We start from the raw sequence: 26,334 nt of genomic DNA on the forward strand, positions 1-26,334 counted from the left end.
TAGATTGTAGCTCGGTTCCTCACAGTGATAGACGCGGCATTGGCCGTCGCGGGTTGGAACGGCGGCGGACATCGGCACGTCGGGCCAGTCGCACTCATTGCCGAACTGGCGCACATAGCGGTCATATGTGTTGGGGCCGGTGGTCAGCACCACGGCGTGCCGGCTCTGGATCAACTGCTGAAGCTGCTCGCAGCTCATCGTGCGCGTGTCGGGCCGAGCCTCGGCGACGCTCGTGGCACAACAAACTGCCATCCCGGCAAGAAAGGCGATCGACGGACTTTTCGTGGCCAACACAACGGACTCCCGATCATGGTCCGCAGCATCGCGCGCGAGCTTCGTCCCCGCAAGGGCGCGCTTGACGATTTCAGCGAGTACGCGGCCGGTTCGGTGGGAGGGGCACCTCCGAGGGCAAGGAAGGTTCTGGCGCGCTGGTCTAGGGCTGCGCGTCCGTCGTCTGCGGCGGCGCCGGCCAAACAATATGTTGCCCCTCGAAAAGCAGCACTGTGACGTAGCCCGCAATCGAGGCGACGGTCACGAGTAGAAGCATCGTGGCGATGGAGATACCGCGCCGTCTCGGTCGCGACTTTGGTGGGCGCGCTGGTGCTTCGGTTATTCTGGTGCGTTGCTGCTTCGGTACTCGGGATGGGCTCGCTTGGCTGTGGCAAGTGAGCGGGGATCAGGATCGGGGAACTTGCGATCGAGCGCGGCCTGCTTCCGACGCGTTTCCTCGTCAAATTGATATTTGCGTGCTCCACGCCAGTTTGCCTGGAACTCTTCTTTTGCCATCGTCCCCAACTAGCCGCCACTATCTATGCCGCCACCCTTCCTCAGCCTCACCCCGGCACCGCCACCATTCTCGGGGATGAACTCGACGCCGGCAGATTCGAGAGCCTTCTCGATCGCAGCCAGGGCATCTTCCGAACCGCCATACTTGCCTGTCTCGAAATTCGAGATCGTGTTGCGGTGAATTCCGGCAGCCTTCGAAAGGTCAGCCAGGGACCAGTTCAACGCCGCTCTAGCCATCCTCACTTGTGCAGGCTTCACAACTCACAATCCTTGTGCTAATTTCACAAGTGTAAGTATCACAACTGAAGGGGAATTCCAAATGCCGAACACGTGTGTTCCGGCGGCCGGCGAAGCTATGCCCGCTGCCTTCCTTGGAAGATTTTCAGGTCGCGTCATTATCGGCGAGATCGCCGACCAAATGGCAGAGGCGTCACGACAGATCGACCGGGATATCGCTTCTATCGTTGCCGCAATGAAGGCGATCCATGGTGACAGCGAATACTACGTCTTCATCAACCATGAACTCCCCTTCGTGTTTATCGGCCAAAGGTCACCATCATGAGCGCGGCCATGCTGAAGCCCTTGGGGATGCCGAAGGGGATGAACCCGCAACAATGGCGCCAGTCAGTCGAGAAGCGCCTCAACGACCTTCTGGACCGCGCCATGTTGCTCATTACGGCACTGGATCTTATGGAGGTTGATTGCGACCTGGAGGATACGGCAGACGACGAGCCATCGCTAGGCTGCCTCGATGATCTGGAGCAGGACAACTGCGACGACGAGGAAGGTGGCGACGACGAGCCTTGCGTGGATATCTATGGCGAACGCATCATGTGGCCCGGCGATCTGGCGTCGCAGGAAACGCTGGTGAGAGCGGGATATGACGGCGCCGTTCTATCAACGACGCGCCTTCGACCCGCTATCAGCAGCGACAGAGCCGAGCAACGACATGATCGTCGTGCCGTTCCACCACGCTTACCGCAACAACTTCGGCATGATCCCTGTCCACACCGGCGACGATTTCATGCTCGTCTCGTCGTGGTACTACGACCCCGAGCACTATCCTCCGGGCTCTTGTATTCAATAAGGTTCCGACCGACCCATTGGCCCGCTGCTTCGGTGGCGGGCTTTTCAATTTGCCCAGCCCTTTGCCCACTTCACCCGTCGGGTGCCGCAGCGAATTCCATCTCAAGCGACGCTTTCGGCTTCTGCAGCTGCACGGCCACACAATGTTTGTTGGCGGCATCCCAGGAACTGCCGGTCATGCAGACAGGGCGCTTGGGCGAGCAGGACTTTCCGGCCAACGTGGACTTCAAGCTGCGCGTGCACACGCAGGCCCCTTTTCCCCAACCCCAATTCTCCGGGCAGCTCACGCAGCGCCGAGTTTTCGGATCGACGAACTGCCCCGCCCCACAGGAGCAGGCCGAGCGCTTGGCATCCCACGAGGCGCCCGCCGCACAAGAGACGCAAGTTTTCCTCTTCGGATTCCAGTATTTCCCCTCGGGGCATGCTCCGCTCTCACCGGTGGGCTTGCTGGGCTGCGCCGGCGATGGCGGCAACGCCTTCGCCGGCGCAGTCTTCTGCGGCTCCGCCGGCTGCTGGCCCGGACAAGTGAGCTTTTGGTCGCATTGAAGCGTGCACCCGACCACACCGCGAGACCGATTGACCGGAGTGTCCGGGTATTCGAAGGGACAGGGCATCTGCTGTGCGCTTGCGGTCCATCCGAACAGCATCATCAAACTGGCGAGAACAAGATGACGTCTCATAGTTCGGATAGTAGTGATTGTTCGCCGAATTGAAAACGGTAAACCGCGTGATGCCCGCTGCCTCACGGTGGCGGGCTTTCACTGTTCGGGAGAATAATCCTCGGGGCGCATCAGCTTAGGCGAGGAGAACCACAGATCCTTGAAGGCGATCATCGTCGGCGTCCATGGCTCCCACTTGTCCATCGCCCGCAAGATGAACAGGCCGGCCTCGAATGCGACCAAGGCCCTGGTTTCTTCGGGTCTGTCATGCTTGAGCCAGTCGCGCGTCTCGTTGAGACGCCTTATCCAATCCTTGTTTTTCTCCACTGGGCGAGTTGGGTTGTCCCGAATGCTGACCCAAAGGCCGCCCTCTTTGTGGGGCCTCATATCTTCCGCAGCTCCGGCCAAAGTTATCGTAAGAGCGAATTGGCCAGCATGGAAGGCAGCAATAGCCCCCTCTATCTGTTGAACCGCTGCCTCCTGCTTGGTCACGGTGAAAACACGATAGAAAGGGCGTGTCTCTCTCATTGCTGCTTCCCTAAAGAATTGGCACCAGCGGCGGGCTTTTTGATGACAGGTGCTGACACCGTGCTGACACAGCAGAACCTCGCACTAGCACCCTGTCATCGTGCCGTCTAATTTCGTAATCATTTCAGCGGTTTATTGGCGATCCCGACAGGGGCGCCACGCGTCTTAAGAAACAAGCACTTGATTTTCCCAACCCGGAAAAACGGGGCATTGCAGACAAAAGAGAATTTCCTTGTTTTCCCAACCTACCAATCGGCGGAACCACCGGCCTTTGCCACCAGTCGAGCGCCGCGATTGAAGTGGCGGCGACGTGGTATCGAGCGAACACGTCGAGCTGCGAGCATCCGATCATTCCCGCGCTTCGGAAGCGCTTTGGTCTGTCGCCGTTGCAGGCCATAGCAGCGCTGCGCGAGGCCGCGCGGGCATGAGCATCGACGTCATGGTCAAGGTGATCCAGCGCGCGCCGGTTTCCGGCAGCGCGTTCACCTGCATGCTGATCATGGCCAGCTGGTGCAACGACGACGGCGACAGCCTCTTCCCCTCGGTGGACTTGCTCGCCGAGGCCATGCGCGTCAGCCGATCGCAGGCAAAGCGCGWCCTGCGCAAGCTCATGCCCAAGAAGGACGATGAAGCGGCCGGATGGTGGGTTCGCGTCGTCGGCAACGACAAGGGCGGCGCACCTGGCATGACCCGACACTACGAACTTAACGTTGCTCGCTTGGATACATTCCCGCTGCTTCCGGAGTTCGAAAAAGCTGCGGAACGGCGTCAGAAAAAGGGCCAGACGGGGCGCACCCATGCACCCCGTATCACCCGTTCGACGGGGCGCACCCATGCGCCCCCTATCAACCATGAGACGGGGCGCACCCATGCGCCCCCACGGGGCGCACCCGTGCGCCCCGACTCTTCAGAAGACTCTTCAGTAGAAAAAGGAGCGCACGCGATGAGTGATTTGAAAGCATTCGATCGAGCGCTGAAGGCCTGGCCGTCTGGCGCAGTCGACAGCCGCAAGGATGCACTGAAGGCATGGCGGGCGCTGTCGCTTGAAGATCGCCTTGAGGCAAGCTGTGAGATCGGCCGATTCGTACTCACGAACAAGTCGGCCGGCCGAACAATGATCTGCGGCTTTGCTAACTACCTTGGCGAGCGGAAGTGGAAGGCGCTGCCAGAGCGGCCGAAGCCGGCATCGAGCGGCCCAGCGCGATCGGCAGTGAAGCAGCCGACCAAGTTCCAACTATCGAAGCCTCACCTCTACCCCGAGATCTTCGGCGACCAGGCCATTGCGCCCAGCGAGGTGGCAAAGCCATGAAGGGAGGGGGGCGGGTCAATCTCTACCCCGACCATGGGGCTCTAACCGCTTGGGGCTCACTCAGAGGTTTTTTTCTTGACAGGCGCGATTCCGGAGAAGTGCGGCCAAGGAGCCATACATGAAATTCGATAAGGCTATGAAAAGGTTGATAAAACGGCAGAGCAACCTGACGCAACCGGGTTCGCGTGACCATTTATTTCACACGGTCCCGCGAAGGCTGGTGAAGGTCACTTGCGCCGTCTGTGGCAACGAATTCGAGGCGGTACAAGCTGGACGGCGCAACCCGTCGACAAGATGCAGCGAGGCCTGCCGACGGGAAGGACGGCGCCGCTACTCGAACGCCTACAACGCCGCCGCCAAGGCGGAGCTCGAGGACCTGAGGGCGAGGGCCGCTGCGGGCGACCTGGAGCGGTTCGGCATCGGCCGCGACGGCCGCCCCTTGCCAAAGGCCGGGACCGATTTCGATGACTGATGGCGCACCGATGAGCACCGTGCGCGGTTTCTTCCATCGCGCCTCAAAGCGTGTCGTCACCCGAAAGTGCGCGGTCTGCGGGTCCATGTATGCCCACATCCAGGCCGGCGGGCGTGCCGTGCCGGCGGTTTGTAGTCAGCGGTGTCGCGAAGAACGCGCTCGCCGTCGGCATCGATGTTCCACGCCGTCGAAGGAACGTCCCTGATGGCGTACTTCGGGCCAGTGATGGCAATGGCCTTGTCCCCGAAGGAGCGCAAGGCCCGCCACGACGCGCTATACCGCAATGGTGGCGCGCTGCTCAGCATCCGGATCCGGAACCTCGCAGCGCTCGCCGACTGGCTCATCGAAACCGAGCGCCTCAAAGCGTGGGACGAGAAAAATCTTCCGGCTATCGCCGCGGCAATCGACGAGATCATCGAGGCCCAAGTAACGCGTTACCTGGCCGACCAAATCGATTGTGGTAGCAAACTCGAAACCGAGGAGCCTGACGCCCGATGATGTTCTCCAAACCGACCGCCGACGTTGATCCGAACCCGCTTGCCGTTCGAATCGAGGCGGCACGCGATTCACTTCGATTGCAGACGTCCGCGTCCGTCCAGGCCGCCGCAACCCTCTACCGCGGCGCACGCGGCGATCGCGCCAAGGCCATGGAACAACTAGCCCAGGCCCAGAAGGCCGACTTTGCCGCCGGCGCCCAGAAGCCTCGGGCAAAGTCAGTCGAGCTGCAGAAAGAGGTCGACCGCCTCACGGTTACCACCAACACTGCTAGGCAGGCGCTCGATGATGCGCGGAAAGCCTTCCAGCCGAAATTCCTGGAGCGCGTCGCGCTGCCCACAGCTGCATTGGCGGGCGAATTGTCTGACGCGATCGCACTCGTAGAACTCGCGGGCACCGCGCTCGCCGATATCCACCGGTTCGCCATCCAGAATGGACTGAGCGCGCCGGTGAGCGCCCAGAGCGCCGAGCTGGTCCTCGCCACGGTTCGGGTACTTCGGCTGCAGCTCGCTGGGGGGCGCTAAAGATGAGAAACCTGGCCGGCCGAACATTGAGGGCGTTTTTGCGATGCGTCCGACAGCAGGCAGCCTTCCTCACGGGCCGGCCGGGCAAGTGTGCTCGTGTCAAGGAAGGCGAAAATCGCGAGCACCAGCGTTTCCTATCCGCCAAGGGCTCATCCATCGCTCAGGGCGTCGGCCAATCGGTCGGCGCCCTTAGCGATCCCGCAGAGAGGGCAAAGAAAGCAGTCACGGGAATGCTCGCGGCGATGGTGGATGTTCCGCATGTCACGAAACATCGACCGTTCGGCGAACCGGTCACCGCCGGCGCGCCGGTGTCGGTTCTGATCGGCGCGCCAGGCACGTTTGATTTCGGCCCTGGCTCGGTCGACCTGGGACCATTTCCGGTGCCGGGCGCCGGGAACAGTTCGATGGCCGGGCGCCGCGTCAAAATCGGCGACGACGTTTTCCGGATCCTCATATGGCGGGACCTCGCCGATGCGTAGCGACGAGATCATTCAATTTCCGGAGCTCACCGCCGGCAGAATGCCGACACCCACCGTTGCGCCATCGAAGGCACCCGGAACAGTTCTCAATCTCGCCAAGCCGCGCGAAAATCGCGCGCTCGCCAACCGCATGATGGCCATGACGGCGCGCGCCGAGGGGCCCGTCGCCGATGTGGCGACCGTGCGCATTGTCGGCGAGATCGGCCCTACGACTGTTCGGGAGGTCAAGCGGCAACTTGATGCCGCGCCGTTCGCCAAGGAATTACACATCKGCATCGATTCCTTTGGCGGCAACGTGCAGGTGGCTTTCGAGATCTATGCCGCGATACGCGAGCATTCCGCAGCTCGGAAGTGCGCGCGTGTCACAAGGAATTGCGCTTCGGCTGCCGTCATCGCGCTCGTAGCCGCTGATCATCGTTCTGCAACGCGCGATGCGCGCCTGATGGTGCACTGGTCGGCTATCGACGCCCATTCGGCCCGCTCGTCGAACCGCTGGACGACAAGCCGGCATCTGGACGCCGCCGGCGCCACCTTGGCGGCCGATCACGCAATGCTCGAGCTGCTCGTCGATCGCACCGGCGGCCGGCGTGATCTATTCGCCGGCGAGATGTCGCACGAGAAAGACATGCCGCTGCCGGCTGCAGTGTTCGCCGGCTTGCTTCACGAGGTCGACGGTCTCGTCGCGCCGTGCGACCCCAGATGGCCGGAACGATGCCGGCAGGCCCTGATGAGCGGTCGAATGATTGGCGCGCCGAGCTTCCGATTTTCGCCGTCCTACATGGCTGCCTGCCACGCCGCGCCGAGGTTCTCGCGATGAAACGTCCGGTCACCGCGAAGCCGCCTGAAAACCCTTTCGCCGCAATCTGGAAAGGCATGGCAGATTTAGCAAAGCGCCATGTAGCGCTTGAGCAGCGCACGCCGACGATGATTAGAGTTGGCCCTGCCTATGTCGTCGAGCCCGGCGAGACCGCTTACGCCCGCGAGATCCAGCTCGGCGATCAGACTTTTCGAGTGCTAGTCGTCGACGATGATCCCGGGGCAGGAACCGGAAAGCGCAAGGCGAAGCGATGACCACTGCCGCACGACGTGGGCCGAGGTCGCCCCTGAAGGATTGCCCAAGATGGCCTTCATAGCCCCGCTTGCCGGCGCCGCGGTCGGTGGCGGACTGCTCGGCTCGATCGTCACAACGGCGGTCGGCGTCGGCCTCAATCTCGCCATTGCCTATTTCTTCCCACAGAAGATCAAGGGGCCAAGGGCCGAGTCCCTCAAGGCGCAGACCTCGCAGTATGGCTCGCAGCTCACTCGCTGGCATGGCGCTATCCGCACTGCCGGTGCCGTCATCTGGCTCAAGGCCGATCATGTCGACGAGCATGTCAGGACGGAAAGGCAGGGCAAGGCGCTCGGGCCGGAGGTCACGACATACAGTTACACCGCGACCTTTGGTGTGGCGTTCGCATGGAATGGTCCGGCAACGGGCATCCCGCGCATCTGGGCCGACGACAAACTGATCTACGACGTCTCCGCCGAATCGCTTCAGGCCGCCATCGACAATGGCGGTACCGGCATCGGCGTCGCCAAAGGCGCTACGATCACGATCTATCTCGGCACCGATGACCAGGAGCCGGATCCCGACATCGAGGCTGATCGCGGTGCCGGCATGGTCCCGGCATGGCCCGGCATCGTCTATGTCGTCATCAAAAACCTGCCTCTCGACGAGTTCGGTATCCGCGTCCCCAACATCGAAGCGGAACTGCTCAAGGGTGCGAACAGGGCCTTCCTTACCGCCAGCCTTGAGCCTGATGGCGGCGGCACGCATCTCACCGATATCAACAAGGATGCCGTCGCGCTTGGCAGCCAGGTCGACCACACTGTAACACTCTACGCCCTTCCGGCGGGCAACATCCGCAAAACCATCGATCTCGGCTTTGAGCCCAGCGGCGTGTTTATCTCGTCACGCAACGATGTCCTTATCGGCAACAAATCAGCCGACGAGGTCAACGCGTATGACCTGGCGACAGGAGCGCTGAAGCAGACCGTCGCCGTCCCGCGTGGCTCACCGCACACCAGTTCCAATTGCTCCTCCGAAATCTCCTTCGGCGGCGTCTCCTACCTGCTGATGGCCCGAGAGGATCAACTCTCGCTGCTCACCAACCTTGGCGTCGCCTGGAGCGCGATCTGGACGAACGCTCTTGTCGCGGATCCGCAAATGCTGACCTGCGGCCCGGACAATTTCTACTGGAGCGCGGGCAATACCGACGTAATCCACTATTCGGCTTGGGATACGGCAACAACTAGCATCATCGACAACACTGTGACGCCTCCGGGGCTTGCCGGCACAGAGAAAATCCGCGCGCTGTTCTACGACGATGAGTCCGACAGTGTCATCGTCTTCACCACCATCGGCCATATCTTTGTCTACTCGCCCGATATGGGGACCGTGCTGCGCTCGATCTCCGACGGCGGGTGGAGTTCGAACGGACAACCCGATCAGTTGCTTTCACGGCGGGCTCGCGGAGCCTCCAATACGCTGACTTTCGCAGCTCCAGAAGATTCCAGGATTGTCGAATACCGCATCTCCGATCTGACCAAGTTGAGCGACTACTCCACACGCGTTGCGGCCAGTACGTGGGGCGTCGACAGCGACGGGCATTTCTCCGGTGTGTCAGCCGATTTTGGTGTCATCTGGCAGCCGTTCGAAGGCTATCTCCTGTTCCTCCCCCGGGCGGCGCGTTCGCCCGTGTCGCTTGCGGACGTGCTCGAAGAGGAATGCACGCTGGCCGGTCTGTCCGGCGACGTATCGCAGCTCATCCACGAAATCATGGGAGCCTGAAAATGTCTGGCATTCTATCGTTTCTGTCGTCGCGCACCGACCCCGAAGCCGTCATCCTGTTGACCGACGGCGCCGTCTACACCGCCGACGGCGTGCTTGTGGACATCCGGCGAAAGGTTGCCGTTTCGGAACGCGTGCCCCTGGCCGTCGCCTTCCGCGGCAATCTTCCCTTTGGGGAAAATGTCTCTCAACAGATCATCCGCGCCGCTGAGGAAATCGGCGTCGACCGGATGCTGGTGGCCCTTGAGTTGGCTCTGCCGCATGCTCCCACGTCACCTGATATCGAAATCCTGATCGCCGGCGTCTCCGAGACCTTTGGGCCGATGCACAGGACTTTCACGAACAAGCAACTTATCGGTTCCAAGGCTCCGGCTTTCACCTTGATCGATCCGGGCCCAGTTCACTGGGGCCTCGCCAGCGAGACTCTCAACCCAATCAGTTTGAACGACATCGGCATTCCGGCACCGGCTGAAGGCCAGACAGTGCAAGCATGGCTAACCCGCTATGGCTTGAACGTGTTCGATTTCCACCGGCGCATGCGTGTTCCGATCGACCCTGCCGACCCCAACACCGACCGGCAGCACCTGATCGGCGGGCTTTTGGATATGACAGTCGTTAAGCGCGGCAGCGTCTCCATCCGCATGCTTCATCGCTGGCCAGACCGCATTGGCGAGACGATCTATCCGTTCCGCCAACTGCAACTTTCCGCGATGTGCGAGGCGGCCTGATGCCCGTTCCAGAGATCGGCTTTTGCCCGCAGATCGAAGCTGTCACCATCGGTGCTGACCGCTTCGACCTTACGTCATGGGATGGCGTACGCGCCTGGCTGCAGGTCGATGCTCCCCAAGAGATTCATTTGAAGAAACAGGACGAAGAAAGATGTTCCGAATGCTGATGCCTATGTTCTCCCCAACTTCGTCGTCACCGCCCGTGCTGGCGTTCTTTCTCGGCACCGTGTCGGACACGGTCGATGCCTCGACCTTCACATTCTCCAGCGTGGCGATTGGTGATGCCGACACGAACCGGAAGATCTTCGCCAGCGTCGGTGTCGCCAGTGCTGGCGGCGGCGCTCTTACGATCACCTCTGTGACTATTGGCGGCGTGACAGCAAAGCTTGCTATGGAAGCGACAGGCTCCACTGACCGTAGAGCCTCTATCTATGTTGCTGATGTTCCAAGTGGCACGACCGCAAATGTTGTAGTGGTTTGCAGCGTGACGGCCAGCGAATGCGTAGTCTCCCTCTATCGGTCGACCATTCCGAGCCTGCTGCTGATCGACCGAGACCAGGCTCACGTGGGCAGCGGTTCGGTGGCCACGCTCACGCTCGCCAACCTGGCAGTGGTCAATGGCGGCTTCTTCCTTGCCACTCTCGTCGACGCCGCGACGGGTGTTACGACAACGTACAACGGCACGGACACTATCGTTGAGGACGACGAGCGCGCGGGCGTTCGCAACTATGTGTCCGCATCCTGTCTGACGACGGAGGACAACGACACTCGCGACATCACGTTTACGACCGTCGGCAACTCCAGTTTCGACATTGCTGGCGTCTCCTTCGCAGGAGCGGTCGGCTTCACGCCTTACACCCCTGTGCTGGCTGACACCTTCTCGGACGGAACCGACAGCGCAGGGCCGTTTAGCTTCGCCGGAAAATCAATCGGTACAGCGGATGCGTTGCGTCAACTTGTGATCGCCTTCGGATGGGAATCCGGCAGCCAGCGCGCGCCATCAACCGTTACTGTCGACGGAAATGCCGCAACCCTGGTGCACCTCAGAAACAATGGCAGCCAGGGCGGCTGCGCCATCTACCGGCTGCCGTGGCCGACCGGCACGACCGGCACCGTGGCGATCACCATGAACGGGACCGTAACTCGCATGGCCGGAGGCATCTATGACACGCGGCCTTTCCGGCAGGTCGAGGTCGATTCCGCCAGCAATACACTGACGGCTGCCGGCGCCATCACCGCGGCTGACGTGGAGATCCGGGATAAGGGTTTCATCATCGAAGTCGGCTGCTCCAACTCCAGTTCCGAGGACAACACGGTTTCCTATAATGGCACCGACACGATCACACGCGATGCCCAGATCACCATCGAGACGGCAAGGATCGCGCTTGCATCAGGGCTGACGACCGAATTCAGCGCCTTCACCAATGATATCGGATTTTCGTCAACGGGCAGCACCACGAAGCGGGTCGCTGCGGCGAGCTGGATCTAAAAGCAAAATATGCCCGCGCGGACAAATGCGTCGGCGACCATCTGCTCCCTTTGCTCGATCGAACCGCTCCTTTCCCTTTCTGAAGCCAGACCAGCCACTAACATTTTTTCCCTACACCCCCGCCCGACGTTCGTGACGCCTTGGCCATGTCCGACAACTCGGTTCGGCCAGCGTTTCAGCACTGCAGAGCACCGCGTTCACAGCACACCTCTGGCCATGCTATGTCCGTCGATATGGGGGATTGGAAGAAGAACGGGAATTGGGCGCCGCCGATGCTGATCATGGCATTCGGCATCTTGGTCGCGATTATCTTCGCTCGTGCCTACGACTTTGCGTACTTTTGCCCGACCAATGAAGTGGGCAACTTGACCGTCTGCGCCAGGGAATGGATCAGCGCTGCCGGAGGCTATTTCGCCACTGTTATTGCCGGGGTGACCGTCGTTTTCCTTTGGAAGCAGATCAAGCAGACCGATGAACACCGCCGCGAGGATCAGAGACGCGAAGCGCGACTCGTCGCCGATATGCTGCTGATCGACTTGTTGCAGACTGCCGAACGCATCCGAAGCGTGGGGGACCGTCTTGATTTGGAACCACCTCTTGCTGACCTGTCGCGGCAAATGATCCGCGATGCAGTGAAGGTGACACCTATTTTGGCGGTCGCGCTCCAGAAGCATTGCGCTGAAGTTGCACAATTCGCAAACAACGCCCTCAAGAATTTCACATCGGTCGGCATGCTTTTGCCTCCCTACGTGGACGAAAGACGATACATCGCATTTAGAGCAACTATTCTCTCCTACTGCTTCGGAACGGCCAGCCAGCAAATTGCAGAAACCGGAGAGGCCAACGGTCCGTTCATAACAGCTGACGCCTTGGCTAACATTGAACGACAGTATGGCGTTGACCCGCAGGAACGAGCGTACCTCGACTATGTTCTCAAGGTAGCGGGTATTGGCTGAGGAAAGCAGTGAACGTCGATAAGTCCATGTCCGGCTTGTGTCAAAGGCCCGTTGCCGTGCCCAGGCAGCGGGCCGTTTCCAACTTATCCCGGTCCTAGGAAGGGTCACGTCGTCCCGAAACTATGGCGATGATGTTGATAATCGATGCCGTGGCTTCCATGCACATGGCAGCCGGCCGGAAATCGGCGGTCCTTCTATGCTGCAGGTTATTGGCCAGATCGAACGCCGCTCGCGCGTGGCGCCTCAGATCCTCCGATGACCCGCCCGCAAGCTCCACGGCAATGAACGCCTCGATCATCCGTTTGAAATCCGTCGGGCTCAGACTGACCTCAGTGACAGGGTGTTTCTCGGCGCTGTACACGGCTTGAGCTAGGGAAATGAGAGCTTCGCGACAGAGCATTCCGACGGCTTGAAACTCTTCTTCGTTCCTGGCTTCAGCCAGATCTCGTCGCGCACGGCCAACCGTGCGATCCACCCGAGCCCAACCGGTCGGCTCCGGCGGTGGAACCAGTGCTTTTCGGTGTTGGCTGAAATGTAGCGATTCAATGAGCGGATTTATGAGTTCGGCGATATGCACTCGCCTTGACTGATAGGTTGGAAGATCTCCGCTGCTCCAGCGGCCATACCATTGCCAGAGGTCGCGATAGGGAATGCTGTTCTCGACCCCCAGCATGCGAAGGTTGGAATCCACGTCTTGATAGATTTGCTCATATTCGTGATTGACCTCGCCGATCCTAGGGCCGCCAGTGGCGACTCCGACCAGGATCGATCGCATCTCACTGAGAGCTTTTCGGATCTCGAAAATTGTCATCTCGTGCCTCCCGCCCGATACCATCATGCAGGCGATGCCCACGCGCAAGATCGTGCCCTCTGATGATCTTTGCGTGCATTTTAATTAATGGCGAAGCGTATCGCAGCGTAACCAGGCTGCGATGGTCTCCTGTTCCTCCGGAGGCAATGCGCGCTTTCATGGCCCAACTTTTTCACCATGCCCTTTTTCTCCTGCGAAATCAGTTCGCAAGATCAGCTTTCCACGGTCGCGCTGATGCAAATACCAGAGCAGCGGCAACTCGACGGCCTGGCTGAAGGCGAAGACGTTCACGATCGACGAGTACGAACTGCTTGGCGTCGAGAGAGAGGCCGGAAAGCCCGCGTTCGCTCTGATGGCCGAGCGAGGCACAGGCCATTATGTCGGTAGCGCGTTCATTACCTTGAACCGGGAAATGCGCGAACGGCTCTGGAAGCGCGTCCAGGAGCACGCAGGCACGGCGCCCATGGGCATGAAGCGGCCCGCAACGCAATGGGTGAAGCCGGGGCTGATCGGCCGTGTGAAGCACCTGCGCGGCGAGGATGATCTGCGTCATGCCTCGCTGCAGGATTTTCGGGAAGAGGATTGATCGGGCTCAACCCTACTTCGTCCGAAAATTTGACCCGAGCTGCAGTCCGGAAAAATCCAGATCCAATCCGCAGGCCCATCCTATTTGCTCAGCAAACATTCTGGCGATCTCATCAAACGCCGAATCGGGACCTAGCTCTAGACGATCAGTCAGCGCCGCGCGTCGAGGTGCCGACACGCTGTCGTCGAACGGACCTCCGGCAGCGAAGATGACCTCACCGTCTTTCGAAGCGCGGATTTCACATTCCATCAAAAGTGGCACATCAACTCGACCGAAATGTCTCCGCAACAGAACCGAATTAAACAGACACCAAACGGCACCGACTGCGTACCAGGCCGGATAATGCTTTTTCTTGTCCCCGCCCGAAATCTGGATGCCTGAAAGCTCGATCGTGCCGTCTGTCCAGATAGTCAGCTGTCTTGCCCTCCCTTCAGCGTCCTGTTCTTCGGCCAAGACACCCCCAGCCACAGGTCGCCAACGCGGCGCCTGAAAAGTCAGCATGGTCGGCTGGCTTGCTTGAAACGGTACATGCTGAACTTGAAATTCCCCGCGCCCGAATATCTGTGGAAGCTGGGGAATTTGAAAGCTTCGAGCCGGCACGACAGTGACGCGATAGAACAGGTGAGGCGGATGGGCGGACGAGATAAAACGCCGCTCGATCGCCTCCTCGAATAGCTTGTGCTGTCGATCGAATGTGGCATTCACTCGATCAATCGCGGTCCTGGCCTCCCAGAAGACATGCTGTAGGTCTCGCATTGTCATGGGTTCGCAAGAAGCACCGCGCCTGACAAACGCTTGCGCAGGCCTGCCGACGCCATGCGGCGCCGAGAGCGATTGAGGGACCTTAATGACTAGGAATCCCGAGCCATCGTCGCTCGCCTTGATTGGCCTTACGTCGAGGAGTGCGAGCGGTGGATCAATGACATCTCGAAGACTGCTCTCCAGTCGATCTGCACATTCTGCAACGGCCGGAATGGGATCACCTAAGCCAGCCGAAACTCTTATGCCGTCGCTCTGTCTGGCTTCACAAATGCCAAGCAACAGAACGCCGCCAAAGGCATTCGCGAACGCCACTATTTCGCCAGCCAAAGCATCTCTGCTTCGCGACGTTATTTGATCCTGTCTTGCGCGCCATCTTTCCTGGTTGCCTTGCTCAAAGTCGGCCTTGAACTCCAACTTTTGAGATTCGGGAATGCCGGCTGTGGCTATCGCTTGGAAGTCGGAAAGAGTCCATTCATTGGTTGCCCGCTCAATCATCGCTTCGATATTCAAATGGGAGACCCTCATTTGAGCGGGACAATCGCCCAGCATGGGGGCTCGCGCAAGCTCCCGATTCGGTCTTGCCGGATCTATCCTATTTCCGGTGCGATGTGCCGTGACGCCGGACAAGAGGCGTTAGACCGGGCGCGGCCCGGTTGTTTCACGGGAAAAGCACTGAAACAGCACTCGCGGTAATCACCCGCGTCCGTCTGCGCATCGGCAGCGGTAGGTGCAGCTCGCGGTATCGCTTCCAGAATAGGCCAGAATGTCAGCGATTGCGCGGCGGTAATCGTCGAGTTTACTCACGCGCTTCCCCCTTTCCCTTGATCTCTCTCTCGGGCTTGCTGGCGGTATGCATCGGCAATGCGGTCCGGGATAAGGATGTATGGCACCAGGTAATCAACCAACTCAGGGTACATCCAAAGAGGAGCGTTGGTTGCATGAAAGCTTTTGTCGACAGTGATTTGGCGTCTTCGCCGCACGCCGAAATACAGGTTTTTCCAAATCAGGGGAGCACGCGCGCGGTTGCTCCGATCGGCAACGATCTTTTCCAGAAATCCGTCGTCGGCGAGTTTGAAGTCCTGTGGCGCGCGATTGGTGCTCTCTAGTATCTCGTCGATCCTGTCAGACTCGAGCGCCGTAAATCGACTGTGATGCTGAGGATCTCGCTTCTGAAGCCGCTGGCAGTACCGGCGCAGCTGCCAGACAAGTTGATCTAGCTTTTGCAGCTCAAGGCCTTTGGTGAAATATGAGGTTTCGAGATACCGCCACTCCCCAAACCGGTCGATGTATCGCAAGAAATCGATCGAGCTGTCTGACAGAGTAATCTCAAAAGGAAGTGTCTTGATTAGATCAAGCGCTGCGACGATGTCGTGTCGCAATTTTTTGGCCGGAACCCGGTTCAGTAAGAGGATGCACTTCAACAACTTCTCTACAGTTTGTTGGCTTTGCCAAAGAAATTGACTGTGAAGCCTCGCCCTACTGCTAAGGCGGGCGCTTATGTAGTCGCAGTCGGCGGTGTCTCGGAACGTTCGAATTGCAAAGTGGTCAATCTTGATCGCAATTCTTGTCTTGTCATCGGCCAAAATAGCATCCCCTCAGAGCAGTTCAGGGATTCACAATAGCACTGTTTCGATCTATAGTGATATGCATGGAACACGCTCTGGACGACTTGGCGCGCATCGTTTCGGCTCCTCGCACCGACTGGCGGCGCCGCCTTTCCCTGATAGGCCTGCATCTCGCCGGCAACCTCGCCACCGGCCTCGCGATCGGCTAGGAATCGCTGTCGGGCTAGCGCTCGCTGGCTGAGACATGCCTCGCGCTGCCCCCTGTACGTCGCCTCCCAATTACGACGCCAAGCCCCCCTGCAACAAGAGACCCGAGAAAATGCGGACGAATGACCTGGTTTCGCCTAAGGAGGCTGTGGGCTTTTTCACCGAGAGACTGCCTTCCTCTACGGGCTATAGATATTCCTTGACCACACTGCTGGGCGAGTTTCTCTCGACGTTGGAAGAACGGTATGGCCCAAGGGACATGAGCTACACCCCCCTGGGCATCGAGTACGCGGAGGAAGGGCCGCAAATCTGGTATCCCGGCAATCGAAAACAAATTTCCATCATGCTTCCGGAAGCAGCTCTCTTGGATCTAGATTTCGCTGTTTTTACGCTCGCACACGAAGCCGTTCACGTCTTGGCGCCGACCGGAGGGCGCCGCGCACCCGTGGTGGAAGAAGGACTTGCGACGTTATTTCAGATCGAGACAGCCGGCACCTACTCAATCAACCGAATAGTGCCGAGGGACGGCCCGTACTATGCTGCGGCGGCAGTTTCGCATAAGCTCCTGGGCATAGAGCCTGGAATAGTAAAACGCCTGCGGGAAAAAGTGCCCTGCTTTGCAAGCTGGACACCGGAGTTTTTGGCGTCCAACTGTTCAATGCCTGCGGAATTCGCGCTTCTGCTTTGCCAAAGCTTTCAAGATTTCGGACGCGAATACCTCGCTCCAGCGACACCAGATGGCGCGGCGGATATCCAGATTTCGGGCTGCAGCTTGGCCGGATAGAGCGTGATCGGACGGACGTAGGCGTTCCCACGCAGAACGCCCAGCTTTACTGCGGCTGCCGTTTGCCGTGGGCAGTGCGCCGGGCCGATCTCTCGGTTAGATGTTTTCGACATATCGCATCGCGCGCCAGCATCGCCTAAGCAAGCCCACGCCAAAAGCTTCGCCCCGAAAGAGAACAGCGTGTCCGTGGGCTTGAGTGCGAAATTTCCGCAGTGTTACATCTCGTTGTTGTCGATGATGCCCGCTTCGCCGTCGCGCAACTCGGCCGCTGGCGCTGGCGACTTCCGCATCCGCACGCCTGGCCCTTCGCCATTCTCATCAACGAAGATGACGCCGGCCGCCTCGAGGGCAGCGCGTATGTCGGCGAGTGTGCGATCATAAGGCGTTCGGTTGCCGCGCTCGAAATCCGCGAGCGTCTTTGTGGCCACCTTGCTTGCCTCCGCGAGCTGCGCCTGTGACCAGTCGAGAAGCGCCCTGGCAGCGCGACATTGTGCCGATGACAATTCCATTTCAACGCAACCTTACCGAAAATCGGTTGACTTTGACCAAGTAACGTTACACAAAATCGGTTATCGCATAATGCGACCAAAGGAGCAATGCAATGGATAATCTGCCCGAAGAGAGGGTGATGACCGTCGACGAGCGGCTGAACCTCCTTCCCGCCGACGTGGCGGAGCGCTTGCGGAAAGCATTCAACAAGATCATCGACGAGGTGGAAGCCATGTACAAGCGAGGGGAAAGCGACGCGGCGATCGCCGCCCACATCGACAATTGGGGTCGCGTATTTCACGGGGAACCAACGGTGTAACCGTTTGAATTGGCTTCTGTTTTCCATCACCATAGGCGCAAAAACCGTTCCGGCCCGGAACGGTTTTTTGCTGTGCAATGCATCCCGATCTGCACGCTTCAAAATGTTCCAAGCTGCTGGAACATTTTCAGGCGGTCCATAGGGCCAAATGCATTTTCTTCACTTGACCAATTATCGGTCGCTGGCTTAAATGCCGAATATTCACTTAAGGGGACTCCATGGTCAAGCACAGCGATTTCCTTGAACATATCGCGTCTGTTTTCGGCGAGGAACTCACCACCTTCAAAACCGCGTATCGCTTGCTGCGAGAGGCCGGCGTAGCACTTGAGGGAAAGCGTGGGCGCCACGCGCCAGAGCGCACGCCGGCAGATGCAGCTGCCCTTTGGTGTTGGGCGGGCATCTCTGACAAACTCGTGTTGGCGCCGAATGCAGTAAAGGACTTCGGCTACAGTCCGCGCGTGGGCAATGTCCGTAGCCAGGAAACCATGCGCGAGGCGCTGGGCCTACCGGAGCGCCACACGCTGCTCGAAGCGCTTGCGGCTTTGATCGCCGCAGAGGCAGATGGGAAGACGCTTCCTGGCTATACCGTCGAGTTTCAGGCCGATGAACTGAGCGTCACGATCGACTGCGGCTCTGAGCGCTACCGATATAGCCGTGATCAGGATGACGATGCTGCTGTTTACCAGGCTCGTTACGGCCGCCCGTATCGTCTGATCCGCCAGTTTCCGCAGGCCTTCGTCCGCGAGATCGCGACCATTTTCCAGCAGGCTGAGAATGTCGCATCGCGCGCCGCATAGTATCACCCAGGCTGAAATCACCAGAGCCCTCAAGGCGGCTCAAGCGGCCGGCCTGACCGTTTTTTCGTATGTGACAACCAAGACCGGCGTCCAAGTGATTACTGCGGCCGATGACAGGCGCGAGGTCGCAGACACGTCGAACCCATGGGACAGGTTTCTGAGCGATGGCGAGGCGAAATAGACACGGTCTCCCCTTGCATGTCAGCCCGGCACCGGACAGGCACGGAAAGACGCGCCTGCGCTTTCGCAAAGGCCTCTATTCGACCTATCTGCACGCGCCAATCGACACCGAAGAATTCTGGCAGGAGTATCAGGACGCTCTTGCGGGCGTGAGGGCGGCCAGCCAGCGCATAGGGTCAGCGCGCCACAAGCCGGGCAGCATGGCCGCACTGGCCCTCGCCTACTACCAGTCACCTGAATTCATTGGCCTGCGGGATTCCACCAAGGCCGTGCGCCGCGGCATCATCGATCGCTTCGTTCGCAAGGCCGGCGCGGATCCTGTCAGGCTGATCGAGCGCAAGCACGTGAAGGCTATCATCGGCGCAATGGCGTCTACTCCGCACGCTGCGAATAACCTGCTGAAGGCGCTCCGGTTGCTGCTCGACTTTGCAATGGACATTGAAATGATCGAGCGCAATCCGGCGCGCGGCATCAAGGGCTTCAAGGTGGCCACGAAAGGGTTCGCGACGTGGTCTGAAGCCGATATCGCCACCTATGAGAAGGCGCATCCGATTGGCACGCGCGCGCGCCTGGCTATGGCACTGCTGCTATACACGGGCCAGCGTAGAGGCGACGTCGTACGGATGGGGTGGCAGCATGTTGTCGCAAACCGCATCGCTGTCCGTCAATCGAAGACCGGCGCCAGGCTGGAATTGAAAATCCACAAGGCGCTTGCTGACGCCCTGGCCCACACAGAGCGGACGAACCTGACATTCTTGGTAACCGAAAATGGTGCACCGTTCTCGCCGGCCGGGTTTGGCAATCTCTTTCGCGAATGGTGCGATGCGGCTGGGCTGAAAGGACGATCGGCGCACGGATTGCGCAAATCGGCGGCCAAACGCTTGGCGGATGCTGGCCGCAGCACGAACCAAATTCAGGCTCTCACCGGCCATGCGACATTGCAGGAAGTCGGGCGCTATACGCGAGCTGCGGACCAAATGAAGCTCGCCGACCAGGCCGTCGATTCGATGCCGGACAGGTCAGATCGTGAACAGGATTTTCCCAACCGCAAGATAAGGTTGGACAAAAAAGACCGTAAGGCATTGAAATGATTAATCGCAGAAAGGTAGATGGCGATCCCGACAGGATTCGAACCTGTGACCATCGGCTTAGAAGGCCGGTGCTCTATCCAGCTGAGCTACGGGACCGCTGGCCGGCCGCCGGGCCGGCTGATTACTTGACGCTGGCCGCCGGTCAATGCGTCCAGGGCGTCCTGCGGTCATAGCGGAAATTCTCGGCATAGGAAATCTGGCGGCGCTTGGTCTCTTTCGGCTCCTCGACGCGGAAGGCGAACCCTTCCTTTTCGGCGTAGGCCACCGCTTCTTCCCTCGTATCGAAGGTGAGCCTGATCTGGCTCCTCATGTCTCCCGACGTAGTGTAGCCCATCAAGGGGTCGATCTTCTTGCGCATCTCGGGGTCGAATTCCAGCACCCAATGGCCGGTCTTGGCCTTGCCGGACTGCATCGCGGTTTTGGCTGGGCTGAAAATGCGCGCGGACATGGCCACCTCGTTATTGTGCAAGGCAGCATCGCCACCCTGCGTCGTCATTACTGCGCAATGCGCAACACGGCAAGGTTTTTGCACTTGCCATGCAACACCGAAATGAATAGGCAACAGACCGTTCGGAGTGTAGCGCAGCCTGGTAGCGCATCTGGTTTGGGACCAGAGGGTCGGGAGTTCGAATCTCTCCACTCCGACCATCCTCTCATCGACATGCAATGTCGGCGCCGCTGGTGCAACGAACGGTACGTTGCGCCGATCCCGGTTATGGGCCTTGCCCCATTGGGAAATCCTAGATCTCGAACTCGCCCTGCCCCTCGTCCATGGCGCTGACGGTTTCGGCCGCCAATGCCCGCGTGATCGGTGTCTTGCGCTCGAGCGCTGTGCGGTCCAGCCGTTCCACCACACGCATCGCGGTCGCCAGCGAGCGCTCGATGCGGCGGACCAGATACTGCACGACATGCGGCTCGACCTCGACCTGGCGGTCGGCGAACAGCTTGGTGATGACGCCGGCGAGCAGGACGTCGTCAGGCTCATGGATCTCGACCGTCGCCGCCGCCTTCAGCCGCGAGGCCAGATCAGGCAGCGCAACACCCCAAGCCGAGGGAAAGCGGCGCGCCGTCAACAACAGCGTCGAGCCCGCACCACGCACCGCATTGATCAGATGGAACAGGCCTTGCTCGTCCACCGCGCCGGTATCGACATCGTCGATCAGTGCCGGCCGGGCGCCGAGATTGGCGATGCTGTCACCGATACGCCTGGCGTCGACCATCACCGCGTTGGCGCGCGCGCGCCAGATCGAAGCCAGATGCGTCTTGCCGGAGCCGGCGGGACCGGCCAGCACCACGACCGGCGAGGGCCAGTCCGGCCAACGGTCGACCAAAGCCACCGCTTGCGCATTGGTGCCGGAGACGACGAGGTCGTCACGCGAATAGCCGGTGCCATGGCCGAGATCGAGTGGCAATTGGCGCGGCGGGTCGGCTTTCTGGTCGCTCATACGGGCTCAGCCATGCGGCCCGGCAAGGAACCTGGTCACCGGCCGAATCATGGCTTGATGGCCTTGCGCCGATCGGCCGGGAGCTCCGGCGCGGTGCTGCCGTGGCCCTTGTAGAGCGGCGATTCCAGATAACGGGCTATGGCAAACCGCACCAGCACGGCAACTGCCGCCGAAGCCGGCACGGCAATCAGCAGGCCGACGAAGCCGAACAGCGCGCCGAAGGCAAACAGCGAGAACATCAGCCATACCGGATGCAGGCCGACGCTCTTGCCGACCAGCCGTGGCTGCAGGATGTTACCCTCGATGAACTGGCCGATGAAAAACACCACCGCGACGGCGACGATCATCGTCCAGTCCGGCCAGAACTGGACGAAGGCGACGCCGACGGCCAGCACCAGTCCGGTGAGCGAGCCGACATAGGGGATGAAGGAGATCAGCCCGGCGAACAGGCCGATAAGAATGCCGAAATTCAGCCCGGTCAGCGTCAGCCCGGTGGCGTACATGGCGCCCAGCACCAGGCACAGCGTGCCCTGGCCGCGCACGAAGCCGGCTGTTGCGGTGTTGATGTCCTTGGCGATCGCGCGCACCGTCGCGACATTGTCGCGCGGCACCCAGCTGTCGATGACCGCAACCATGCGGTCCCAGTCGAGCAGCATGTAGAAGGCAACCACCGGCGTCACCACGAACAGGCTGACCACCGAGACCAGCGCCACGCCGGAACTCCAGATCGAGGTGAAGACCGTGGTGAGCAGGCCGAAGCCGGAGGTCAGCAGCGAATTCAGCCCGTCGCGCAAGCTATTGGCGTTGACGCCGAATTTCTGTTCCAGCCATTTCGGATCATATGACGTGATCAGACTTTGCAGCCGGGTCAGATATTCCGGCAATTTGCCGGCGAAATCGGCCATCTGCGTCGCCAGCACGGGAATGAGGACGACGAAGGCCAGCACCAGCACGATGAGGAAGGTGATGAGGATGACCACAGTCGCCATGAAGCGTGACAGGCCGAGCCGCTGCAACCGGTCGGCGACCGGATCGAGGAAATAGGCAAGCACCATGCCAGCAACGAAGGGCAACAAGATGGCACTGAAGACATAGAGGAAAAGTGCGAGCACGGCCGCGCCGGCCAGCCAGAAGAATATCTGCCGGCGGAAGGTGGATGATGCGGCGAGATCGGCAGCCGCAGCCTCGATCACCGCCGCTTCTCTCTCAACCGCCGCTTCTCTCTCAGATGTCCGGATTGGAGCCTTCGCCATAGCCGCTCATATGCCTCAGCCAAGCCACGAGATAGGCCGCGGCCGAAGCCACGGTCAAGACCCCGGACAGCAATATGAGGGCTGGCCGCAGAGGGTCGAGGTGAACGGCAAGGGCAAGTTCGCCCAGCACAACCGCCGCCAGCACGATCTGGCTAGCGGTGTTGGCCTTCGACACGAAAAGCGGCTTCATCTCGACTGGATGGGCCATGACCGACGACAACACAACGGCGCAGACGATCAGCGCGTCTCGCGACACCATGGTGACGACCAGCCACAGCGGCAATTGCCCGATGAAGCCCAGGACGACGAAGACCGAAACCAGCAGCAGCTTGTCGGCAATCGGATCGAGATAGGCGCCGAGCATGGACTGCTGATTGAAACGACGGGCGATGAAGCCGTCGACGCCATCCGAAATGCCGGCAATGAGGAAGCCGGCAAAGGCCCAGTCCCAGCGCGCCTGCAGCATCGCCAGCACCACCGCTGGCACCAGAACCAGGCGCAGGATGGTGATCAGGTTGGGGATGGTCAAATGCGCGCCTGTCGGGTTTGCATGCTGATAGATGATGGGAGACGGAGGGGATCGCAAGGGAGAAGCGCCACCCATAGCAAAGGTAGCTGGACGGCGAGGCACCGCGACTGCTCACATTGATATTCTCTGGTTAGGCTGCAGACGCCTCAAGGATGGAAATGGGTCCTCGGGTCTGAATCACTCGCTCAAGGCGTAGCCCAGCGGCGTCGAACAAGCTTGCATATTGGACCTGCGTCCTCTCCAGGCCGCCAGTGACGGCGAGCATGACCACGTCGATACCCTTGATCTGGTTCGGTTCGTCACCTGGCGGCACGAGGGTCTCGGCCACAAGCACCTTTCCGTTCGGCAACATTGCCCTGCGGCAATTTCGCAGGATCTCCGCGGCACGCCCATCGTCCCAATCGTGAACGACCTTCTTGATGACGTAGACGTCACCGGTGGGAACGCTTTCAAAGAAATCACCTGCGATAAATTCGGTGCGCGGCAGGTCGCCTCCGGCACCCTGGCGGGCTGCCGCGACGCCCGAAGGCAGATCGAAAAGCACGCCGCTCAAATGGGGGTTGCGGGCCAGGATCGCCGAGAGAAGCTGACCATGTCCGCCGCCAACGTCGACGATCCGTGTGAACGGCCTGAAGTCATAAGCTTCGGCAACGGCCTCGTTACTGCCTTGGCTCAAGGCGACCATTGCACGCTGAAACAAGGCAGCCTGCTCCGGGTGTTCCGACAGCCAGTCAAACCTTGGGCTCCCGAACACCTTATCGAAGGCTGGCTTTCCGGTGCGGACAGAATGCAGGAGCTGCTCGAAGGCAAGATAGGCCTCACCGTTGATCATGCGGACGAAGTCACTGGGACCCGGCTTATCGGAGCGCAGCGCGGCGCCAACCTCCGTCAATTCGAAATGACGGGGCAGTACTTCCCTAAAGACGCCTTCCGGCGCGAGAAGTCCCATTACACGATAAAGCGCGTCAGCATCCGACTGAGTGGCAGCCGCAAGTTTATCCACCGACTGCTCGCTGACAGCCAGGAGATCGGGGATGCCGAGTTCGATAATTACGCGCAACGCCTGTGACACGGCGAATCCAAAGCCTAGCCTCATGATCTGTTGCGACGGATTGGGCATGGCCTGTCCCCGGATGCCTGATGCGAAGCAACAGAGCACCAACAACAGACAGACACAAGGATGCAAAGGGGTGAAGGCGCAGACGGAGGTACGGGGTTTTGCCTCCGATAAAAAGCAAGGACAGCGGGGATTTCACACAAGGGGCGCCACCGCCGCCGAAAAACCCGCTCTCCACGCTTTTTATCGGGGCAAAACTTCGGCATCCCACCGTCATCCTTGCGGGGCGAAGCCGTTCATGCGAAGAGCCCGCAAACGAAACAACGATGAGCAAGCGCCAGAAATGAGCAAGCGCAAGAACGGGCTCACCTATGCCGAGGCTGGCGTCGATATCGATGCCGGCAATCTGATGGTCGAGAAGATCAAGCCGCTGGTGCGCGCCACACGCAGGCCGGGCGCCGACGGCGAGATTGGCGGCTTTGGTGGCCTGTTCGACCTCAAGGCGGCCGGCTTCACCGATCCGGTGCTGGTCGCCGCCAATGACGGCGTCGGCACCAAGCTCAAGATCGCCATCGATGCCGGCAAGCACGACACGATCGGTATCGATCTGGTCGCCATGTGCGTCAACGATCTCGTCGTGCAAGGTGCCGAACCGCTGTTCTTCCTCGACTATTTCGCCACCGGCAAGCTCGATCCCGACCAGGGTGCCGCGATCGTCGGCGGCATTGCCGCGGGCTGCCGGCAAGCCGGCTGCGCGCTGATCGGCGGCGAGACGGCGGAAATGCCCGGCATGTATCACGGCAACGACTACGACCTCGCCGGCTTTGCGGTGGGCGCGGCGGAACGCGGCCAGCTGTTGCCGACCGACGACATCGTCGAAGGCGATGTGCTGCTTGGGCTCGCCTCCTCGGGCCTGCATTCGAACGGATTTTCGCTGGTGCGCCGCATCGTCGCCGTCAGCGGGCTCGCCTGGAGCGATCCGGCGCCGTTCAATGACGAGGCGACGTTGGCCGAGGCGCTGCTTGAGCCGACCCGCATCTACGTCAAGTCGATCCTCAAGGCCATACGCGGCACGCATGGCATCAAGGCGCTGGCCCACATCACCGGCGGCGGCTTCCCCGAAAACATTCCACGCGTGCTGCCCAAGGATTTTTCGGCCGAGCTCGACCTCGAGGCGATCGACGTCCCCGCGGTGTTCTCGTGGCTGGCCAGGACCGGCGGTGTCGCGCCGGAAGAGATGATGCGCACCTTCAATTGCGGCATCGGCATGATTTTGGCGGTCGCTTCCGGCCAGGCGGCGCAGGTTGCCGCCGTGCTGCAGGAAGCCGGTGAGACGGTAACGCCGATCGGCCGTATCGTGCCGCGCCGCGATGCCGGCGTCATCTACCGGGGCTCGATCGGCCTATGAGCGCGCAGAGGAAACGCACCGTTGTCCTGATCTCGGGGCGCGGCTCCAACATGACCGCGCTAATCGCGGCGGCCAGCGACCCGGCTTTTCCTGCCGAGATCGTCGGCGTCATTTCCGACAAGGCCGACGCCGCCGGCCTTGGTGTCGCCAAGGCGCGCGGTATCGCCACACAGATCATTCCCCGCGCCAACCATGGCAGCAAGCAGGCGCATGACGCGGCGATCGATGCGGCACTTGCAGCATTCAATGCCGAGATCGTCGCGCTGGCCGGCTACATGCGCATCCTCACGCCCGGTTTGGTCCAGAAATGGCAAGGCCGCATGATCAACATCCACCCTGCCCTGCTGCCGGCGTTCAAGGGGCTCGACACCCATGCGCGCGCGCTGGCCGCCGGCATGCGCATCCATGGCTGCACGGTGCATTTCGTCACGTCCGAGATGGATGACGGCCCGATCATCGCGCAGGCGGCCGTGCCAGTGATGGTCGGCGACAATGCGGATGCACTGGCCGCCCGTGTGCTGAAGGCCGAGCACCAGCTCTATCCGCTGGCGCTTGGGTTGGTCGCAGAGGGCAAGGCGCGCATGGCAGCCGGCCGTACCGTGCTGGCCCACTTTGCCGACGATGCCGACAATGCCACCTCGGTGGTGATGGCGCCCGACCCACTGCGCGAGGAAGCCGACCTCGAGCAATTGGCGCGGATAACCCCCTAA

At 60.5% G+C, this 26,334-nt stretch carries 34 protein-coding genes and 2 tRNA genes; 23 read left to right on the plus strand and 13 right to left on the minus strand.

The genetic code is table 11. The annotated features are described in order from the left end of the window. Together AC1D2G_RS28345 and AC1D2G_RS28350 are read right to left on the minus strand one after the other, a co-directional pair. The coding region (locus tag AC1D2G_RS28345) for a hypothetical protein (RefSeq protein ID WP_477418440.1) at positions 1-252 on the minus strand (252 nt) is incomplete at its 3' end. A 543-nt stretch (positions 253-795) separates the two neighbouring features. Then, positions 796-1,023, minus strand: coding sequence for a helix-turn-helix domain-containing protein (locus AC1D2G_RS28350; protein WP_457155618.1), 228 nt, complete (start codon positions 1,021-1,023; stop codon positions 796-798). 82 nt (positions 1,024-1,105) lie between these two features. On the opposite strand from AC1D2G_RS28350, the gene AC1D2G_RS28355 reads away from it, so the two are divergent. Beyond that, positions 1,106-1,348, plus strand: a complete 243-nt coding sequence (locus tag AC1D2G_RS28355; protein ID WP_477305913.1) for a hypothetical protein — start codon at positions 1,106-1,108, stop codon at positions 1,346-1,348. Beyond that, the gene (locus AC1D2G_RS28360; protein ID WP_477418206.1) at positions 1,345-2,418 is read left to right on the plus strand and encodes a hypothetical protein; all 1,074 of its coding nucleotides are present in this window, start codon (positions 1,345-1,347) and stop codon (positions 2,416-2,418) included. The genes AC1D2G_RS28355 and AC1D2G_RS28360 overlap by 4 nt, the downstream gene beginning before the upstream one ends. A 212-nt stretch (positions 2,419-2,630) precedes the next feature. Here the strand turns inward: AC1D2G_RS28360 and AC1D2G_RS28365 are convergent, their stop codons facing one another. After that, complete coding sequence (locus AC1D2G_RS28365) at positions 2,631-3,059, minus strand: hypothetical protein (protein WP_457153216.1); 429 nt, start codon at positions 3,057-3,059, stop codon at positions 2,631-2,633. Between the two features lie 424 nt (positions 3,060-3,483). On the opposite strand from AC1D2G_RS28365, the gene AC1D2G_RS28370 reads away from it, so the two are divergent. The 12 genes from AC1D2G_RS28370 (at position 3,484) to AC1D2G_RS28425 (ending at position 12,341) form a co-directional block, all read left to right on the plus strand. After that, positions 3,484-4,368, plus strand: a complete 885-nt coding sequence (locus AC1D2G_RS28370; protein WP_477418208.1) for a helix-turn-helix domain-containing protein — start codon at positions 3,484-3,486, stop codon at positions 4,366-4,368. A 118-nt stretch (positions 4,369-4,486) separates the two neighbouring features. Continuing rightward, positions 4,487-4,840 (plus strand): FmdB family zinc ribbon protein, encoded by a 354-nt coding sequence (locus AC1D2G_RS28375; protein WP_477418210.1) that lies wholly within the window; start codon positions 4,487-4,489, stop codon positions 4,838-4,840. A 204-nt stretch (positions 4,841-5,044) separates the two neighbouring features. After that, positions 5,045-5,338 (plus strand): hypothetical protein, encoded by a 294-nt coding sequence (locus tag AC1D2G_RS28380; RefSeq protein WP_477418212.1) that lies wholly within the window; start codon positions 5,045-5,047, stop codon positions 5,336-5,338. Next, the gene (locus AC1D2G_RS28385) at positions 5,335-5,859 is read left to right on the plus strand and encodes a hypothetical protein (protein ID WP_477418214.1); all 525 of its coding nucleotides are present in this window, start codon (positions 5,335-5,337) and stop codon (positions 5,857-5,859) included. The genes AC1D2G_RS28380 and AC1D2G_RS28385 overlap by 4 nt, the downstream gene beginning before the upstream one ends. A gap of 2 nt (positions 5,860-5,861) precedes the next feature. Next, a complete protein-coding gene (locus AC1D2G_RS28390; protein WP_477418216.1) occupies positions 5,862-6,338 on the plus strand; it encodes a hypothetical protein in 477 nt (158 codons plus the stop codon). Further along, the gene (locus AC1D2G_RS28395; RefSeq protein ID WP_477418217.1) at positions 6,331-7,155 is read left to right on the plus strand and encodes an ATP-dependent Clp protease proteolytic subunit; all 825 of its coding nucleotides are present in this window, start codon (positions 6,331-6,333) and stop codon (positions 7,153-7,155) included. Before AC1D2G_RS28390 ends, AC1D2G_RS28395 begins: the two co-directional genes overlap by 8 nt. Then, positions 7,152-7,409 carry a hypothetical protein gene (locus AC1D2G_RS28400; protein ID WP_477418219.1) on the plus strand — a complete coding sequence of 86 codons (258 nt, stop codon included), beginning with the start codon at positions 7,152-7,154 and terminating at the stop codon, positions 7,407-7,409. The genes AC1D2G_RS28395 and AC1D2G_RS28400 overlap by 4 nt, the downstream gene beginning before the upstream one ends. A gap of 49 nt (positions 7,410-7,458) precedes the next feature. Then, the gene (locus tag AC1D2G_RS28405) at positions 7,459-9,168 is read left to right on the plus strand and encodes a YncE family protein (RefSeq protein ID WP_477418221.1); all 1,710 of its coding nucleotides are present in this window, start codon (positions 7,459-7,461) and stop codon (positions 9,166-9,168) included. A gap of 59 nt (positions 9,169-9,227) precedes the next feature. Continuing rightward, a complete protein-coding gene (locus AC1D2G_RS28410) occupies positions 9,228-9,896 on the plus strand; it encodes a hypothetical protein (protein ID WP_477418223.1) in 669 nt (222 codons plus the stop codon). Continuing rightward, positions 9,896-10,063 (plus strand): hypothetical protein, encoded by a 168-nt coding sequence (locus tag AC1D2G_RS28415; protein ID WP_477418225.1) that lies wholly within the window; start codon positions 9,896-9,898, stop codon positions 10,061-10,063. The genes AC1D2G_RS28410 and AC1D2G_RS28415 overlap by 1 nt, the downstream gene beginning before the upstream one ends. Continuing rightward, positions 10,048-11,385, plus strand: a complete 1,338-nt coding sequence (locus AC1D2G_RS28420) for a hypothetical protein (RefSeq protein ID WP_477418227.1) — start codon at positions 10,048-10,050, stop codon at positions 11,383-11,385. The genes AC1D2G_RS28415 and AC1D2G_RS28420 overlap by 16 nt, the downstream gene beginning before the upstream one ends. A gap of 221 nt (positions 11,386-11,606) precedes the next feature. Further along, positions 11,607-12,341: a hypothetical protein gene (locus tag AC1D2G_RS28425; RefSeq protein WP_477418229.1), complete on the plus strand. Its 735-nt coding sequence runs from the start codon at positions 11,607-11,609 to the stop codon at positions 12,339-12,341. A 94-nt stretch (positions 12,342-12,435) separates the two neighbouring features. On the opposite strand, the gene AC1D2G_RS28430 is transcribed toward AC1D2G_RS28425, so the two are convergent. Then, positions 12,436-13,152, minus strand: coding sequence for a hypothetical protein (locus AC1D2G_RS28430; protein WP_477418230.1), 717 nt, complete (start codon positions 13,150-13,152; stop codon positions 12,436-12,438). Between the two features lie 412 nt (positions 13,153-13,564). Between AC1D2G_RS28430 and AC1D2G_RS28435 the strand changes: the two genes are divergently transcribed. Continuing rightward, entirely contained in the window at positions 13,565-13,738 is a 174-nt protein-coding gene (locus tag AC1D2G_RS28435) for a hypothetical protein (RefSeq protein ID WP_477418232.1), read from the plus strand. Positions 13,739-13,750: 12 nt separating this feature from the next. On the opposite strand, the gene AC1D2G_RS28440 is transcribed toward AC1D2G_RS28435, so the two are convergent. Together AC1D2G_RS28440 and AC1D2G_RS28445 are read right to left on the minus strand one after the other, a co-directional pair. Further along, positions 13,751-15,010 carry an AlbA family DNA-binding domain-containing protein gene (locus tag AC1D2G_RS28440; RefSeq protein WP_477418234.1) on the minus strand — a complete coding sequence of 420 codons (1,260 nt, stop codon included), beginning with the start codon at positions 15,008-15,010 and terminating at the stop codon, positions 13,751-13,753. 290 nt (positions 15,011-15,300) lie between these two features. Continuing rightward, entirely contained in the window at positions 15,301-16,083 is a 783-nt protein-coding gene (locus AC1D2G_RS28445; protein ID WP_477418236.1) for a HEPN domain-containing protein, read from the minus strand. Positions 16,084-16,148: 65 nt separating this feature from the next. On the opposite strand from AC1D2G_RS28445, the gene AC1D2G_RS28450 reads away from it, so the two are divergent. Continuing rightward, complete coding sequence (locus AC1D2G_RS28450) at positions 16,149-16,274, plus strand: hypothetical protein (RefSeq protein WP_477418238.1); 126 nt, start codon at positions 16,149-16,151, stop codon at positions 16,272-16,274. 197 nt (positions 16,275-16,471) lie between these two features. After that, the gene (locus AC1D2G_RS28455; protein ID WP_477418240.1) at positions 16,472-17,056 is read left to right on the plus strand and encodes a hypothetical protein; all 585 of its coding nucleotides are present in this window, start codon (positions 16,472-16,474) and stop codon (positions 17,054-17,056) included. A 215-nt stretch (positions 17,057-17,271) separates the two neighbouring features. Here AC1D2G_RS28455 and AC1D2G_RS28460 read toward each other — a convergent pair whose 3' ends face one another. Then, positions 17,272-17,565 (minus strand): helix-turn-helix domain-containing protein, encoded by a 294-nt coding sequence (locus AC1D2G_RS28460; protein WP_477418242.1) that lies wholly within the window; start codon positions 17,563-17,565, stop codon positions 17,272-17,274. A 92-nt stretch (positions 17,566-17,657) separates the two neighbouring features. On the opposite strand from AC1D2G_RS28460, the gene AC1D2G_RS28465 reads away from it, so the two are divergent. The 3 genes from AC1D2G_RS28465 to AC1D2G_RS28475 all read left to right on the plus strand — a co-directional run bounded on the left by AC1D2G_RS28465 (position 17,658) and on the right by AC1D2G_RS28475 (position 19,932). After that, positions 17,658-17,864, plus strand: coding sequence for a hypothetical protein (locus AC1D2G_RS28465; protein WP_477418244.1), 207 nt, complete (start codon positions 17,658-17,660; stop codon positions 17,862-17,864). A gap of 218 nt (positions 17,865-18,082) precedes the next feature. After that, positions 18,083-18,661, plus strand: a complete 579-nt coding sequence (locus tag AC1D2G_RS28470; protein ID WP_477418246.1) for a hypothetical protein — start codon at positions 18,083-18,085, stop codon at positions 18,659-18,661. 194 nt (positions 18,662-18,855) lie between these two features. After that, complete coding sequence (locus tag AC1D2G_RS28475; RefSeq protein ID WP_477418248.1) at positions 18,856-19,932, plus strand: site-specific integrase; 1,077 nt, start codon at positions 18,856-18,858, stop codon at positions 19,930-19,932. A gap of 19 nt (positions 19,933-19,951) precedes the next feature. Here the strand turns inward: AC1D2G_RS28475 and AC1D2G_RS28480 are convergent. Further along, positions 19,952-20,028, minus strand: a tRNA-Arg gene (locus AC1D2G_RS28480). A gap of 46 nt (positions 20,029-20,074) precedes the next feature. Continuing rightward, the gene (locus tag AC1D2G_RS28485) at positions 20,075-20,380 is read right to left on the minus strand and encodes an ETC complex I subunit (RefSeq protein ID WP_095086744.1); all 306 of its coding nucleotides are present in this window, start codon (positions 20,378-20,380) and stop codon (positions 20,075-20,077) included. A gap of 123 nt (positions 20,381-20,503) precedes the next feature. Here AC1D2G_RS28485 and AC1D2G_RS28490 point away from each other — a divergent pair. Further along, a tRNA-Pro gene (locus AC1D2G_RS28490) sits at positions 20,504-20,580 on the plus strand. Positions 20,581-20,672: 92 nt separating this feature from the next. On the opposite strand, the gene hdaA is transcribed toward AC1D2G_RS28490, so the two are convergent. The 4 genes from hdaA to AC1D2G_RS28510 form a co-directional block, all read right to left on the minus strand. Then, a complete protein-coding gene (gene hdaA, locus AC1D2G_RS28495; protein WP_457153218.1) occupies positions 20,673-21,377 on the minus strand; it encodes a DnaA regulatory inactivator HdaA in 705 nt (234 codons plus the stop codon). Between the two features lie 47 nt (positions 21,378-21,424). Then, positions 21,425-22,630 carry an AI-2E family transporter gene (locus AC1D2G_RS28500; protein WP_477418250.1) on the minus strand — a complete coding sequence of 402 codons (1,206 nt, stop codon included), beginning with the start codon at positions 22,628-22,630 and terminating at the stop codon, positions 21,425-21,427. Next, on the minus strand, positions 22,602-23,159 hold the full coding sequence (locus AC1D2G_RS28505) for a CDP-alcohol phosphatidyltransferase family protein (RefSeq protein WP_477305906.1): 558 nt from the start codon (positions 23,157-23,159) through the stop codon (positions 22,602-22,604). The genes AC1D2G_RS28500 and AC1D2G_RS28505 overlap by 29 nt, the downstream gene beginning before the upstream one ends. A gap of 130 nt (positions 23,160-23,289) precedes the next feature. Then, positions 23,290-24,279, minus strand: coding sequence for a methyltransferase (locus AC1D2G_RS28510; protein WP_477418252.1), 990 nt, complete (start codon positions 24,277-24,279; stop codon positions 23,290-23,292). 280 nt (positions 24,280-24,559) lie between these two features. Here AC1D2G_RS28510 and purM point away from each other — a divergent pair, with 280 nt between their 5' ends. Continuing rightward, complete coding sequence (purM, locus tag AC1D2G_RS28515) at positions 24,560-25,624, plus strand: phosphoribosylformylglycinamidine cyclo-ligase (RefSeq protein ID WP_167392159.1); 1,065 nt, start codon at positions 24,560-24,562, stop codon at positions 25,622-25,624. Next, positions 25,621-26,334, plus strand: coding sequence for a phosphoribosylglycinamide formyltransferase (purN, locus tag AC1D2G_RS28520; protein WP_477418254.1), 714 nt, complete (start codon positions 25,621-25,623; stop codon positions 26,332-26,334). Before purM ends, purN begins: the two co-directional genes overlap by 4 nt.

This window comes from Mesorhizobium sp. P2_C7 (genome assembly GCF_056404515.1).